This is a genomic window from Streptomyces sp. NPDC054783, from assembly GCF_053611725.1.
On record NZ_JBSHAY010000016.1, the window covers coordinates 44,069 to 58,263 of the forward strand.

The following is a 14,195-nucleotide window of genomic DNA, read 5'->3' on the forward strand; positions in this document are numbered from 1 at the left end:
GAACGCCATGACCAGGCGAACGCCGTCATCACCGAAGCGGCCTGCCAGAGCCCTCATCACAGCGAAGTCATGGGGCCAGTGAGTTTCAGGACCCAGGACGCCGCCGGCGGTGAACGGTTCGTATGCGCACATCACTTCGTCGGTGGTCCACTCCACGCGTGGCGAGGCCCCGGGATCCAGGGAGGCGAGTTCCGCCCAGCTTCCCTCGGGCTGCTCGACCTCGGACTACTCGACGTCGACACCGAAGTCCTGGACGAGCCCTTCCAGGCCGCCCGTGTAGCCCTTGCCGCCCAGGACGAAGTCCCAGTCCCCGTTCGACCTGCGACGGAACGAGCCGAGCACCAGAGCGGTCTCGCCTGGCCGCCCGTCGGAGACCTGCAGTCGTCCCAACTCGGCCAGCGACGGGTCGAGCAGGCGGATGCAGGCGTCCGTGAAGCCGGAGAGATCGGCGTTCGGGTCGGCCTCCGGGTCGATGGCGGCCACGAGTGCCAGTCGATCAGCGTCATTCGGCAGTCCGTCGAAGGAGACGCAGATTGCGGCCTTGTCGGGTGGAGCGGCCGGGAGCGCACGGACAGAGCCGTCCGGCGTCTGTGGGTTGTTGTAGAAGACGAAATGATCGTCGCTGAGGACGCGGTTGCCACGGCAGACGAGAGCGCACACGTCCAAGGAGACACTTCCGGTCCAGGACATGCCCAGGACGTTGTAGTCGGCGGGCAAGCGAGTGTCCACGACCGTCGGCGTCTGCTGCGCTGCGCCGCGACGGGCGCCGTCTCCCAAGCGGCCACGCAGTCCATGACGATGCAGCAGGTCGACGAGTTCGGTTCCCGAGATCAGCTCCAGCGGCTTGCCGTTGGCGAAGGTGTGTGAGCCAGGGCCGAACTTCGATGTCGTCACGAGGACACCCTTGTTGGCGCCGGTGTCCTGAACGGTCCCGTACAAGTCACGCACAGCGGTGGGCGGCACCGTGTTCCGGTAGCGCTTCACCTGTACGACTATCTTGCCGCCGCGGATCGGCGTCGGATCCAGTGCGTCGACGTCCACCCCGCCGTCGTTCGAGCGTTGCGTGGTGACCGCCTGCATCCCCATGGCGCGGAAGAGATCGGCAACCAGGTTCTCGAAGGCGATGGGGTCCATGCCGTACAGGTCGGGTTCCTCGTCGCCGCCCTGCGTGACGACACGACTTCCGACCTCCTGCGGCCGGCGGCTCGGCCGCACCGGCGTGAGTTGGTCGGGGCGAGCCGAGAGCTGCCCGCGCAGGGCATCGGCCAGACAGCTGCCGGCGTCCACCTGTGCCAGGTGCAGGTCGCGGAACGTCGCGCGTGGAGCCATGACCGTTGCCAGGTAGATGTGGCCCGGTCGGCCCGTCGTAGGGTCGTGCCCGTCCACGAACCCGTTCAAGGTCACCGACTCGAGCGCACCGAGCTCGTCCGCGGCGAAGAGTTCGTGCAGGACGAGCAGCATGCACTGTGCCAGGACCTCCCGGTACAGGGCCCGACGCTGACCCACCGGTCGGGGAGTCTCCTTGTCCTGGTCCACGCCGGACATGTATCGAACGGACTTGACGTCGGGTACGACGCCGTAGGCGGGCAGCTCCCAGTCCAGCACCAACTGTCCGGCTGCCGGGTCATAGGCTGCTGCGATCTGGCGTGGGAAGCCCTCCGGCCAGGCGGTCGAGGCGTAGAGAGCGGCCGAGAAGTACTCGACCACAGAAGCGGGGTCGTGGCGTCCGACGCCTTCCGTCAGCTCGACGACCCCGGCGTTGTACCGCCGCACCTCGGCCAGCTGGGCATCGGCCCAGTCCCGGTACTGCCGTTGGTACGACGCCAACTGTTGCTGCCGCTGCGCCTCCGCCGCCTGGGCCGCATGCCAGTCACGCTCGAAGTGTGCCCTGGCCTCGGCCTGAGCCTGAGCGCGGCGACCGGTGGTCCACCCGCGGTCCGTTTGGTAATGATCGAAGTTCGGCATGGGCACGGGTTGCGCCAAAGGCCCCGGAGCGAAGGGCTCGATCTCTTCGGGGCGCATGAGAGAGGAAGCCCTGAACGCCGGAGCCCGGCAGCCCGAGGCGAGAAGGTCTTGCAGCGCCGCGACCTGCGCGTCCAGTTCCTCCGTGCGACGGAGCGCCTCCGCCTGCCTGTGCTCGCGGTAACTCTGGGCTGCTTGCCGTTGATAGGCACGAGCCTGCTGTGCTTCCTGTCTCTGTCGTCTGGCTTCGGCCTCCCTCTGGCGCTGCTGTTGCCTCTGCATCTCAGCCCAGACGCCGACCAAGCTGTTAGAGCGACGACTCATGTGCCTACTGGCCCTCCCCAAGGCGCTCTGGTTGTCCCCACAACCAGTTGTAACGGGACGACTTTATCCAGCGACGGCCGGCTCGCACATCCACCCGGCAAGACCACCGCCGGCAGAAAGGACCGTGAGCGCGGCTTGGTCTGGATCGAGCCGGCGGCAGCGGGCCGTCGGCCGGGTCAGGCCGCCTTGATGACCTCGCCGCGGATCGCCTCGGCCCACTCGACCACCAACAGTTCGTACTCCGCGCGTTCCTGGGCCGACAGGGTGCCGCCCGCACGCAGCCACAGCGCCCGGATCTGCTCGTTCACCTCGGCGGCAGACCGCACGGAACCAGAGGGCGGGACATCGGGGGACATGCGGACAGCCTAGGGGTAAGCACTGACACTGCGCTACCGTCCCGCTACCCATAAGGTATGCCGTTGGTCACCGTCACCGTCACCGTCATCGTCACCGTGACTGTCACTGTCACCGCCACCTGCCGCACATGGAGCGCCCCGAAGCGGCCCGGGCGGCTCAGAAACCTCTGTGCACCGTGGGGGAGCCGTCGTGTGCGGCCGGGAAATCGTCGTGTGCGCTGGGGAAACCGCCGTGTACGACGGGGAGTTCGAGGAAGCCTGCGTCCCCGCCGGGGGGAGAGAGCCGAGGCCCGCCGCGCGGCAGCGGTCCAGGCAGCGCGGGGGAGGGGCGCGGGTGAGCTGCCGGGCGAGGGGGGATGTGCGTGATCGCCGTGAAGGCCGCGCCGGGGTCCTTCCAGCCCGAGAACGCCGCGGTCAGCCGCAGATGCGCGCTGGAGGAGGCGGGCAGGAACTCGGTCAGCCCCTGGACGGGTCCGAGGACGAGGGATTCGAGCCAAGGCATGGAGGTACGCCGTCCAAGCGCTGGGAGGTAAAGGGGAGTTCAAGTGGCCGGGGGCGGCGTAGCGGGCGCCGGTGACAGCGGGGAAAGAGGGGTTGTAGAGCGCGGGCGGTCCGTGGTGTTGACCGGTCCCGGCGTCGCCGCTTACGTTGCAGCGCAGGAGAAAGCGCTTGCTGAATTGCTTGCCGTATTGCTTCCCCACTGTCGGCCCGCGCGCCCGCCGTACCGGAGGAGTGCTGAACCCGCCCATGCCACCCTCTCCTCTCCTGCCCAGGCCCGACCGTCCTCGTCCGACAACTCCGTTCAGCGGCCGACGCATCCGGGCCGCAGTCATCGGCACCGGCGCCATCGGGCGCGGTTCCCATCTGCCCGCGCTGGCCCAACTCGCGCGGGAGGGCGAGACGGAGGTCGTCGCCGCCGTCGACGTCGACCAGGACGCCGTCGAGGCCCTCAGCGCCGGGACCGGCATCCCGCACGCCTACACCGACCTCGACCGGATGCTGGCCGAGCAACGACCGGACCTGGTCAGCATCTGCACCCCGCCCACCCTGCACCGCGCGCAGACCGTGGCCGCGCTGCGCGCCGGGGCCTGGGTGTGGTGCGAGAAGCCGCCGGTGCCTTCGCTCGCCGACTTCGACGCGATCGAGGCGGTGGAGGGCGCGGACGGCGGGCCGTACGCGGCGATCGTCTTCCAGCACCGGTTCGGCTCCGGTTCCCGGCATGTGCGCCGGCTGCTCGCCGAAGGCGCTCTCGGGCGGCCTCTGGTGGCGCACTGTCAGACCACCTGGTACCGGGACACCGCCTACTACGCCGTGCCCTGGCGGGGCCGCTGGCACAGTGAGGGCGGCGGACCGGCCATGGGTCACGGCATCCACCAGATGGACCTGCTGCTGGACCTGCTCGGGCCGTGGAGCGAGGTGCGGGCCATGGCCGGGCGGCTGGTGCGCGACGTCGAGACGGAGGACGTCTCCACCGCGCTGGTCCGCTTCGAGGGCGGCGCCCTCGCGACGGTCGTCAACAGCGTGCTGAGCCCCGATGAGGTCAGCCGCATCCGCATCGACTGCGAGCGCGCGACCGTCGAACTGACCCACCTCTACGGGCACGCCAACGACGACTGGCGCATCACTCCGGCCCCGGACGTACCCGCCGAACTGGCAGAAAGGTGGCGGGACTTCGGCCCGGACGTGCCCAGCTCGCACCTGGCCCAACTGCGCGAACTGGTCGCGAGCATGCGCGCGGGTGAGCGGCCGCGCAGCAGCGGTGCGGACGGGCGTACGAGCCTGGAGCTGATCACGGCCCTGTACAAGTCGGCCTTCACCGACACCGCCGTCCGTTCCGGTGAGATCGGCCCCGGCGACCCGTACTACACCGCCCTGCACGGCGGCGCCCCCGGCTGGGCACCGGCGACGGCCGAGGAGGTCCCGGCATGACCGGCGGCGGGCTGCGGGTGGTCCATGCGCACGACGACCGGATCACCGTCTCCGAACCGGCCACCGGCGTAGGGCTGATCGCCTACGTCTACCGCCCCGAGGCCGCCTGGGAGGCGCCCCGGCCCTACGTCCATCCGGTCCGCACCCTCGCCGGCGCCGTCGTCACCGACTACCGCCCGAACGACCACCGCTGGCACAAGGGCCTGTCCCTGACGGCCTCCCACCTGTCGGGGGCGAACCTGTGGGGCGGCAACACCTATGTGCCCGGGCAGGGATACCTCGAACTGCCCGAACGGGTCGGCTCGATGCGCCACGCCGGCTTCGACGAGGTCTCCGCGGCCGACGGCCGGGCGGTGATCGCCGAGCGGCTGACCTGGCATCCGTACGACGGTGAGCCGTGGGCCGAGGAGGAGCGGCGGATCGAGGTCCACGACGTGGACCCGGACTCCTGCTCCTGGGCGCTGACCTGGACCAGCGCCGTCACCAACCGGCGTGCCGAGCCGCTCGTTTTCGGCAGTCCCACCACCGCCGGGCGCGAACTGGCGGGCTACACCGGCCTGTTCTGGCGGGGCCCGCGCGCCTTCCGGGAGGGGCGGATCACCGGGCCGGAGGGGGCGGGACCCGCGCTGATGGGCACCCAGGCACCCTGGCTCGCGTACTGCGGCGAACACGACGGCACCGACGGCCATGCAACCCTCGTCTTCGCGCACGCCCCGGAGAACGACCACTGCGGCGCGGGCGGGACCCACCCCGCACACTGGTTCGTCCGCAACGAGCCCTTCGCCGCCGTCGCCCCCTCCTGGGCCTTCTTCGAGGAGCTGGAACTCGCCCCCGGCGACACGCTCCGCCGCCGCTACCGGATCGTCGTGGCGGACGGGGCCTGGCAGCGCGCGGACGTCGTCAAGTACCTGGAGGCGCATCCGTGGTGAGCACCGGGCAGCACACGTTCCGTGGCCTGCCGGGCGGGGTCGCCGTCTCCCGGCTGTGCGTGTACGACTGGCCCGGCGCCGACGGAGTGCGCGGCGGAACTCCCCATGTCCACCTGGTCTGTTCGGAGGCGTACGTCGTCACCGGCGGCCGGGGCGCGGTGCAGACGCTGACCGCGTCCGGCCACGAGGTCACCCCGCTCGCGCCCGGCGCGGTCGCCTGGTTCACGCCGGGCACCATCCACCGGCTGGTCAACGAGGACGATCTGCGCATCACCGTGGTCATGCAGAACAGCGGGCTCCCGGAGGCCGGGGACGCGGTGCTCACGCTCCCGCCGGAGTACCTGGCCGACCCGGCGGCGTACGCCGCCGCCACCACGATCCCGGCCGACGCACCGGAGGCCGAGCGGGAGCGGATCGCTCGCGCCCGGCGTGACCTGGCACTGGAGGGCTACCAGGCCCTGCGGGCCGCTCCTGGCCCACCGGCGCTGGCAGCCTTCCACCGGGCCGCCGCCGCGCTCGTACGGCCGCGGATCGCCGAGTGGCGCCGGCGCTGGAGGAGTGGCGCCGCCGCTGCCGCCGCGGCCACGGGGGAGCAGCTGGACCGCCTGGAACGGGGTGACGCTTCGCACCTCGCCGAGGCGGTCGTACGGGCGGAACCACCCGTTGGGCAGGGCAGGTTCGGGATGTGCGGGCGGCTGGACGTCTACCCGGGGCCCTAGGCCCTGCCGGCGCGTCCGGTGGCGGGTAGCCTGGGGAGGCGGGGAAGGGCCCGCTGCGCAGGGAGGCCCGATGAAGTACGTGGTGTTCTACGAGTCGGCCGACGACCTGGACGAGAAGGCGCCCGCCCACTTCGCCGCCCACGTGGCCCGCTACCAGCAGTTCGTCGAACGCGGCGAGCTGCTGATGATCGGCCCGTTCGCGAACCCCCGGGAAGAGGGCTCGATGGCCGTCTTCCGCACGCGCGAGGCGGCCGAGGAGTTCGTCGCCGGTGACCCGTTCGTCCTGCACGGAGTGGTGAAGGCCTGGCACATCCGTGAGTGGAACGAGGCCCTCACCGCGCCCTGAGCCTCACGCCGCCGTCGGACCGGTGCGCGTCCAGCCCGGCGCCTGCGGATGGGCCGTGAGGTCCTCGTGGCGGACCTCCTCGCCGCAGGCGCGGCAGGTGACGACCGGCACCAGTTCATTGCCGCAGATGTGCTCGACGGCCATGGGCAGGTCGGCGCCCTTGCGGATGTGGCGGTCGCCCCACTCCTTGAGCGTCACCAGGACCGGCTCCAGCTCCAGGCCGGCCTGTGTGGCCCGGTACTCGAAGCGCTGCGGGCGCTCGCTGTAGACGCGCTTGGTGAGGATCCCCACGTCCACGAGCCGGCGCAGCCGGGCGGCCAGGATGTCGCGCGGGGCGCCGATGTTGCGCACGAGCTGGTCGAAGCGGCCGTTGCCCAGGCACACCTCGCGCAGGACGAGCAGGGAGTACTTCTCGCCGACCAGCGCGAGGGCGTCGGCGATGGAGCAGGGGCGCGGGTCTTTCGTGGCGGCCATGAGGGCCAGTCTAGTGGAGCGTTTGATTTTCCAACCCGACGCGCTATGGTGAGTTTGGATTTCCTACTCACTGGTAGCTGCCGTAGCCCGCCGCCCGGCCCGCTGCGGACAGCCAGGCGGCCAAGGAGGCCCCGCCATGCGCGACGCAGTGATCGTCGAAGCCGTACGCACCCCCATCGGCAAGGGCAAGCCGAACGGTTCCCTTGCCCACGTCCACCCCGTGCAACTGCTCGCCCACACCCTGCGCACCCTGGTCGAGCGCTCCGGCGTCGACCCCGCGCTGATCGACGACGTCATCGGCGGCACCGTCGACCAGGTCGGCGAGCAGGCCATGAACACCACCCGGTACGCGGTCCTCGCCGCCGGCTTCCCCGAGACGGTCCCGGCGACCACGGTGGACCGCCAGTGCGGCTCCTCCCAGCAGGCCGTGCACTTCGCCGCGCAGGGCGTGATGTCCGGGGCGTACGACCTGGTGGTCGCCTGCGGTGTGGAGTCGATGAGCCGGGTGCCGATGTGGTCCAACGTGCCCGCCGGCAAGGACCCGTTCGGTCCCGGGGTCGCCGAGCGCTACCCCGAGGGCCTGGTCCCGCAGGGCATCAGCGCGGAGCTGATCGCTGCCAAGTGGTCCCTCACGCGCGCCCGGATGGACGAGTTCGCCGTCTCCTCGCACCACAAGGCCGCCGCGGCCTGGGACAAGGCCCTGTTCGACGCCGAGATCGCGCCGCTGGACGGCGTCGCCCGCGACGAGTGCGTCCGCCCCGGCAGCACCCCGGAGATCCTTGCCGGCCTCAAGCCCGCCTACTACGACCCCGGCTTCGCCGAGCGATTCCCGCAGATCGAGTGGAACGTGACGGCGGGCAACGCCAGCCCCATCAACGACGGCGCCTCCGCCGTCCTGATCACCTCCAGCGACACCGCGGCCCGCCTCGGCCTGCGTCCCCTCGCCCGCCTGCACAGCTTCGCCGTCACCGGCTCCGATCCGCTGCTGATGCTGACGGGCGTCATCCCGGCCACGGAGAAGGTGCTGCACAAGGCGGGGCTGGGGATGGCCGACATCGACCTCTTCGAGGTCAACGAGGCGTTCTCCAGCGTGGTGCTGGCCTGGCAGCAGGAGACCGGCGCCGATCTGGCCAAGGTCAATGTGCACGGCGGCGCGATCGCCCTGGGCCACCCGCTCGGCGCCAGCGGCACCCGGCTGACCACCACCCTGGTCCACGCCATGCGCGAGCGCGGTGCCCGCTACGCCCTGCAGACCATGTGCGAGGCGGGCGGCCTGGCCAACGCGATGATCCTCGAGGGTGTCTGACCGGTGACCCTCACCGGCCCCGCAGCTGGTGACGCTTGCGCCACGCCACCACCGCGCCCAGCAGCGCCGGTACGGCGATAGCGGCCATCGCGATCAGGAAGGCGGGAGACGTCGGCGCGGCGGCGCGGGCGCCGGCGACCGCGTAGGCGGCGGTGTTCGGGATCGAGCCGACGGCCGTGGCCAGCAGAAACGGCCACCAGCGCATACGGGAGACGGCAGCGCAGTAGTTCGCCGCCCAGAACGGCACGCCCGGGAAGAGCCGGGCCGCCAGCATGGACCGGAACCCGTGCCGGCTCAGCTGCCCGTCGGCCGCCTTCAGCCAGCGGCCCCGCAGCAGCGGGCGCAGCGCGTCCTGCCCGAGCACCCGGCCGAGCCCGAACGCCACGACCGCCCCGAGCACCGTCCCCGCCAGCGCCGTCACCAGGCCCAGCTGCGAGCCGAACAGCGCGCCCGCCGCCAGGTTGAGCAAGGGGCGCGGCACGAACGCCACGGTGCACAGCCCGTACGCCACACCGAAGACCGCGGCCGCCGCCGCCCCGCCCAGCTGCGGCGGCCAGCCGTGCGTCAGCAGCCGCTGCGGTTCGAAGGCCAGCACGCACGCGGCGGCACCGGCGAGCAGGGCGAGCAGCAGCGACAGCCGGGCATACGGATGCGCCGGCGCCCGCGCACACCGGCCGGCGAACCCGGTGCGGGGCAGCGGTGACACGGGTACGACGAGCTGCGTGGCGGCGGCCCGGGGAGAGGCCGTGGCGGTGCCAGAGCGGTTGGCATCGAGCATCCGGTGACATTAACCGACGAACGCGTGTGATCGCCGTCAGGTGTGCCGCACCGAGCGGGTCCGGGCACCTCGGGCGCCCGGACCCACGGACCCATGTCTCACGCGGCGAGCACGTGACCGGGATGCAGCACCACCTTGGTGTAGCCCTCGACCCGTTTGTCGAACTTCTCGTACGCCTGCGGCGCCTGGTCCAGCGGCAGCTCGTGGGAGACCACGAAACTGGGCTTGGCGCGCCCGGCGATGGTCATGTCGCGCAGCTGGCGGTTGTACCGTTTGACGTTGCACTGACCGGTGCCCATCTGCTGGCCCTTCTCGAACATCTTGCCGATGGAGACCAGCAGCTGACCGTGCCTGGCGTGCTCGTCGGGGCCGCCCGGGTCCGACGGCACGTACAGACCCGGCACGCCGAGCAGGCCCGTCGGCCGTACCGTCATGACCAGCTCGTTGAGGACGATGGCCGGTTCCTCATGGCTGGCGTCGTGGGCCTGGGCCTGGTAGCCGACGGCGTCGACACCCTTGTCGGTGCCCTCGCCTCCGGTCTGCTCCTTGATCTGCTCCGCCGGGTCGCCCTTGGTGAAGTCGATCGGGATGGCCCCGATCTCCTCCGCCTTGGCGAGCCGCTCGGGCACCCGGTCGACCGAGAACACCTTCGCCGCACCGCGCAGCAGTGCCGAGTAGGCGGCCATCAGCCCCACCGGTCCGGCGCCGTAGACGGCCACGCTCTCGCCCGGGGACACCTGGGCGAGCTCGCAGCCGTGGTAGCCCGTCGGGAAGATGTCGGCGAGCAGCACGAAATCGGTCTCGAATTCCTCCCCCGGAGGCAGTTTCAAGCAGTTGAAGTCGGCGAACGGCACCCGCAGCAACTCGGCCTGGCCGCCCTTGTACGGGCCCATCGCCACATAGCCGTAGGCCCCGCCCGCGAACCCGGGATTGACCGTCAGGCAGAAGCCGGTCTTCCCGGCGAGACAGTTCTTGCAGAATCCGCAGGCGACGTTGAACGGCATCACGACACGGTCACCCTGGGACAAGGAGGTCACACCGCTGCCGACCTCCTCGATGATGCCGAGGTTCTCGTGTCCGAAGACGATGCCCGACTCGGCCGCCGTGCGGCCCTCGTACATGTGCAGGTCCGAGCCGCATATGGCGCTCGACGTGACGCGTACGAGCACATCGTTTGGATGCTGGATCCGGGGATCCTGGACGTCCTTCACCACCACGCTGAAGGGCTCTTCGTAGACGACGGCTTTCACGTCTGTCACCTCCGCCGCTGTACCACCGGTACTTCCAGGTAACGCCGGTGCGAAAGGGGGTGCAACCCTCGTCGGGAGGGGGCGCTGAGCTGGGGTTCTGGTCTGCGCGTTCGAATGTGTATTCGATAGTATGGTTCGTTCATGACCGTCACAGGTGCGGCCCCGCCGCACATGCCGCGCAGTGCTCTCGCCGACACCGTGCTGGAGCGGGTGACGGCCGCGTTCACGGCCGCCGCCGATGCCGGGCGGGCCGGTCCGATGCGGGCGTACATGAAGGATGTGGCGCCCTTCCTCGGCATCCCCACCCCGGACCGCCGTGCCCTGTCCCGCACCGTCCTCGCGGGCACCCCGCGCCCCGACGAGGCCGACTGCACTGCGATCGCCCTGCGCTGCTGGCAGCTGCCCGAGCGCGAGTACCAGTACTTCGCGGTGGACTATCTGCGCCGGCACGTCGGACGGTGCTCCTCCGGCCTCCTGCCGGTGACCCGGTACCTCGTGACGACCGTCCCGTGGTGGGACACCGTCGATCCGCTGGCCGCGCACGTGGTCGGCCGGCTGGTCGCCGCCGATCCCGCACTCGGCGCCGACATGGACGCCTGGATCACCGACGGCGACCTGTGGCCGGTGCGCACGGCCCTGCTCCACCAGCTGACCCGCAAGGAACACACCGACACCGACCGGCTGTTCGGCTACTGCCTGCTCCAGTCCGGGCATTCCGACTTCTTCGTCCGCAAGGCGATCGGCTGGGCCCTGCGCGAGTACGCCAAGACCGACCCCGGGGCCGTACGGGCCTTCCTGGCGCGGGAGCGGGGCAGGTTCGCCCCGCTGACCGTCCGGGAGGCGCTGAAGAACATCGGCGCCTGAGCAGGCCCCGACGCAGGCCTCGACGCAGGCCCCAACTCGCCGACCGCCGAAAATCGTTCGACGCCGGACATCGGCTCGGCGATGATCGACCCCATGTTCCGGTACGCCTTCCTCCTCGCAGCATCCGCCGTCGCGGATGCGCCGAAGGCTGCCGTCCTGATCCTCGCAGCCGCTGTCGACGGCGCCCGAAGCTGACCCTCCCCGGAACGTCCGGCGGACCCCGCAGGGGGAGGGTCGGCCGGTCCCCGGGGTCCTGATTCTCCTTTCACGGCTGAGAGGCTTCGAGGTACAGCCATGTCCAAAACGGCCTACGTGCGCACCAAGCCGCACCTGAACATCGGCACCATGGGTCATGTCGACCACGGCAAGACCACCCTGACCGCCGCCATCACCAAGGTCCTCGCCGAGCGCGGCACCGGCACCTTCGTGCCCTTCGACCGCATCGACCGGGCCCCGGAGGAGGCCGCGCGCGGCATCACCATCAACATCGCGCACGTCGAGTACGAGACCGACACCCGGCACTACGCCCACGTGGACATGCCGGGCCACGCGGACTACGTCAAGAACATGGTCACCGGCGCCGCGCAGCTCGACGGGGCGATCCTCGTCGTGTCCGCGCTCGACGGGATCATGCCGCAGACCGCCGAACACGTGCTGCTTGCCCGGCAGGTGGGCGTCGACCACATGGTCGTCGCGCTCAACAAGGCCGACGGCACGGACGACGGGGAGCTCGTCGACCTCGTCGAGCTGGAGGTCCGCGACCTGCTCACGGCCCAGGGCTACCCGGGCGACGCCGTACCGGTCGTACGGGTCTCGGGGCTGCGGGCGCTGGAGGGCGACCCGCGGTGGACGGCGTCCATCGAGGCGCTGCTCGACGCGGTGGACACCTACGTGCCCATGCCGGAGCGGTACTTGGACGCGCCGTTCCTGCTGCCGGTGGAGAACGTGCTCACCATCACCGGGCGGGGCACGGTCGTCACCGGCGCGGTGGAGCGGGGGACGCTCCGCCTCGGCGACCGGGTGGCGGTGCTGGGTGCCGAGCTGGAGACCGTGGTCACCGGCCTGGAGACCTTCGGCAAGCCGATGGATGAGGCGCAGGCCGGGGACAACGTGGCGGTGCTGCTGCGGGGTGTGCCACGCGACGCCGTGCGGCGCGGGCATGTCGTGGCGGCCCCGGGGAGCGTCGTGCCCGCCCGGCGGTTCTCGGCTCGGGTGTATCTGCTGTCGGGGCGCGAGGGCGGCCGTACGACGCCGGTCGCCACCGGGTACCGGCCGCAGTTCTACATCCGTACGGCGGATGTGGTGGGGGACGTCGACCTCGGTTCCGTGGGTGTGGCCAGGCCCGGGGAAACGGTGGAGATGACCGTGGAGCTCGGGCGGGAGGTGCCACTGGAGCCGGGGCTCGGGTTCGCCATCCGTGAGGGTGGGCGGACCGTGGGGGCGGGAACCGTGACCGCTGTGGAGTGAGGCTGGGGTGCGTGTGGGACTGCGGCGCCTTCGGGGCCCTACCGCCAGGCACAATGGACAGGTGAACGAAGCCATACCCGTCTCCCGCACCACCGACCACGGCACCGCCAGACTCATGCCCGACGTCGACCGTGCGCGGGCCTGGCTGCTCACGGTCGACGGGGCGCCGCAGTCGTACGTCGATCTGGACGAACCCGCGTATCTGGAGTTCGAGTACGCGCGGCGCCTCGGGCACGTGCTGGACACCGTTGCCGAGGCCGGACGGCCGCTGCACGTGGTGCACCTGGGCGGGGGAGCGCTGACCCTGCCCAGGTACGTGGCGGCGACCCGGCCCGGCTCGCGGCAGGACGTCGTCGAGGCCGACCGGGGGCTGCTGGAACTGGTCGCCGAGTATCTGCCGCTGCCGGAGGGCTCGGGCATCGCGGTGCACGCCGCAGACGCCCGGGCCTGGCTGGAGACGGCTCCCGACGATCATGCCGACGTGCTGATCGCCGACGTCTTCGGCGGGTCCCGGGTGCCGGCGCATCTGACCACGCTCGCCTACGCACGCGAGGCCGAGCGGGTGCTGCGCCCGGACGGCGTCTATCTGGCCAACCTCGCGGACGCCGCGCCGTTCGGGTTCCTGCGGTCCCAACTGGCCACGCTCGCCGCAGTTTTCGAGGAGCTGGTGCTGATCGCCGAGCCCGCGGTGCTGCGCGGCCGCCGGTTCGGGAACGCGGTGCTCGTCGCCGCGCACCGGCCCCTCGACATCACCGCCCTGGCCCGGCGCACCGCGGCGGACACCTTTCCGGCGCGGGTCGAACACGGGGCGACGGTACGGGAGTTCACCGGTCCCGCGCGGCCGGTGGAGGACGCCGACGCCGTACCTTCACCCGAGCCCCCCGGCGGGTCGTTCGGCATCGGCTGACGCGCCCCGGGAGGCGGCGACCGGCCGGCTGCGGCGGGTCAGCGTGCGGACGTCCGGGACCAGCAGCACCAGGGCGGTGGCCAGGACGACCAGTCCGGCGCAGCCCCACAGCGCGGCGGACCGCCCGAAGGCGCTCTCGGCGGGGCCCGCCAGCGCCGTCGCGAGCGGAATGAGGGAGACCGAGCCGAACCAGTCGTACGCCGAAACGCGGGAGAGCTTGTCCTCGGGGATCTCCTGGTGCAGCGCCATCGACCTGTGGACGCCTACGGAGCTGTCCTCCCTTATCTGATCAGGTCGGCTGCGTTCTGGGTCCGGGGCACGGAACAGCAAGTCCCATGTCTGTCACAACTGAGGCGGCATGATGTGCCCTGGTGACAAGATGGATGCCTCGTTCAGCGTGAGGGGGCGTCAGGTGAGTCGGACGGCACGTTGGTTGTTGGTCATTGCAGGGTCCCTAGCAGTCTTCGGGTTGTGCGTGCTATTGGGCGATCTGCTGTTGCCATGGGATCAGGCGACGCGGATCGGGACGGGTGCTGGTGCCGGTGCGGTGATCGCGGGGGTGCTGGGGACCTGGGCATCGTCCC

At 71.1% G+C, this 14,195-nt stretch carries 13 protein-coding genes and 2 pseudogenes; 8 read left to right on the forward strand and 7 right to left on the reverse strand.

The window, feature by feature from the left end:
- Positions 1 to 225: 225 nt before the first annotated feature.
- The 3 genes and pseudogenes from ACWGJ5_RS26175 to ACWGJ5_RS26185 all read right to left on the reverse strand — a co-directional run.
- Positions 226 to 2,286, reverse strand: a complete 2,061-nt coding sequence (locus ACWGJ5_RS26175) for a restriction endonuclease (protein ID WP_453312111.1) — start codon at positions 2,284 to 2,286, stop codon at positions 226 to 228.
- Positions 2,287 to 2,462: 176 nt separating this feature from the next.
- Positions 2,463 to 2,642 carry a hypothetical protein gene (locus ACWGJ5_RS26180; RefSeq protein ID WP_453312112.1) on the reverse strand — a complete coding sequence of 60 codons (180 nt, stop codon included), beginning with the start codon at positions 2,640 to 2,642 and terminating at the stop codon, positions 2,463 to 2,465.
- Positions 2,643 to 2,997: 355 nt separating this feature from the next.
- Positions 2,998 to 3,144, reverse strand: a pseudogene (locus ACWGJ5_RS26185) (undecaprenyl-diphosphate phosphatase); the annotation flags it as partial.
- 245 nt (positions 3,145 to 3,389) lie between these two features.
- On the opposite strand from ACWGJ5_RS26185, the gene ACWGJ5_RS26190 reads away from it, so the two are divergent.
- From ACWGJ5_RS26190 to ACWGJ5_RS26205, 4 genes are all read left to right on the forward strand, one after another.
- Complete coding sequence (locus ACWGJ5_RS26190) at positions 3,390 to 4,571, forward strand: Gfo/Idh/MocA family protein (RefSeq protein WP_453312113.1); 1,182 nt, start codon at positions 3,390 to 3,392, stop codon at positions 4,569 to 4,571.
- Positions 4,568 to 5,500, forward strand: a complete 933-nt coding sequence (locus ACWGJ5_RS26195) for a DUF6807 domain-containing protein (protein WP_453312114.1) — start codon at positions 4,568 to 4,570, stop codon at positions 5,498 to 5,500. Before ACWGJ5_RS26190 ends, ACWGJ5_RS26195 begins: the two co-directional genes overlap by 4 nt.
- Entirely contained in the window at positions 5,494 to 6,219 is a 726-nt protein-coding gene (locus tag ACWGJ5_RS26200; protein WP_453312115.1) for a cupin domain-containing protein, read from the forward strand. Before ACWGJ5_RS26195 ends, ACWGJ5_RS26200 begins: the two co-directional genes overlap by 7 nt.
- A gap of 70 nt (positions 6,220 to 6,289) precedes the next feature.
- Complete coding sequence (locus ACWGJ5_RS26205) at positions 6,290 to 6,565, forward strand: YciI family protein (RefSeq protein WP_453312116.1); 276 nt, start codon at positions 6,290 to 6,292, stop codon at positions 6,563 to 6,565.
- Between the two features lie 3 nt (positions 6,566 to 6,568).
- Here the strand turns inward: ACWGJ5_RS26205 and ACWGJ5_RS26210 are convergent, their stop codons facing one another.
- The gene (locus ACWGJ5_RS26210; protein ID WP_453312117.1) at positions 6,569 to 7,039 is read right to left on the reverse strand and encodes a winged helix-turn-helix transcriptional regulator; all 471 of its coding nucleotides are present in this window, start codon (positions 7,037 to 7,039) and stop codon (positions 6,569 to 6,571) included.
- A gap of 136 nt (positions 7,040 to 7,175) precedes the next feature.
- Between ACWGJ5_RS26210 and ACWGJ5_RS26215 the strand changes: the two genes are divergently transcribed.
- Positions 7,176 to 8,345, forward strand: coding sequence for a thiolase family protein (locus tag ACWGJ5_RS26215; protein ID WP_453312118.1), 1,170 nt, complete (start codon positions 7,176 to 7,178; stop codon positions 8,343 to 8,345).
- Between the two features lie 10 nt (positions 8,346 to 8,355).
- Here ACWGJ5_RS26215 and ACWGJ5_RS26220 read toward each other — a convergent pair whose 3' ends face one another.
- Positions 8,356 to 9,123, reverse strand: a complete 768-nt coding sequence (locus ACWGJ5_RS26220) for a TVP38/TMEM64 family protein (RefSeq protein ID WP_453312119.1) — start codon at positions 9,121 to 9,123, stop codon at positions 8,356 to 8,358.
- Positions 9,124 to 9,221: 98 nt separating this feature from the next.
- The gene (locus ACWGJ5_RS26225) at positions 9,222 to 10,373 is read right to left on the reverse strand and encodes a glutathione-independent formaldehyde dehydrogenase (protein WP_453312241.1); all 1,152 of its coding nucleotides are present in this window, start codon (positions 10,371 to 10,373) and stop codon (positions 9,222 to 9,224) included.
- A 141-nt stretch (positions 10,374 to 10,514) separates the two neighbouring features.
- On the opposite strand from ACWGJ5_RS26225, the gene ACWGJ5_RS26230 reads away from it, so the two are divergent.
- The 3 genes from ACWGJ5_RS26230 (at position 10,515) to ACWGJ5_RS26240 (ending at position 13,611) form a co-directional block, all read left to right on the forward strand.
- The gene (locus tag ACWGJ5_RS26230) at positions 10,515 to 11,237 is read left to right on the forward strand and encodes a DNA alkylation repair protein (RefSeq protein WP_453312120.1); all 723 of its coding nucleotides are present in this window, start codon (positions 10,515 to 10,517) and stop codon (positions 11,235 to 11,237) included.
- A gap of 294 nt (positions 11,238 to 11,531) precedes the next feature.
- A complete protein-coding gene (gene tuf, locus ACWGJ5_RS26235; RefSeq protein WP_453312121.1) occupies positions 11,532 to 12,704 on the forward strand; it encodes an elongation factor Tu in 1,173 nt (390 codons plus the stop codon).
- Positions 12,705 to 12,765: 61 nt separating this feature from the next.
- The gene (locus ACWGJ5_RS26240) at positions 12,766 to 13,611 is read left to right on the forward strand and encodes a spermidine synthase (RefSeq protein WP_453312122.1); all 846 of its coding nucleotides are present in this window, start codon (positions 12,766 to 12,768) and stop codon (positions 13,609 to 13,611) included.
- On the opposite strand, the pseudogene ACWGJ5_RS26245 reads toward ACWGJ5_RS26240, so the two are convergent.
- A pseudogene (locus tag ACWGJ5_RS26245) lies at positions 13,573 to 13,875 on the reverse strand (MFS transporter); the annotation flags it as partial. The gene ACWGJ5_RS26240 and the pseudogene ACWGJ5_RS26245 sit on opposite strands and share 39 nt — an antisense overlap.
- Positions 13,876 to 14,195 lie beyond the last annotated feature (320 nt).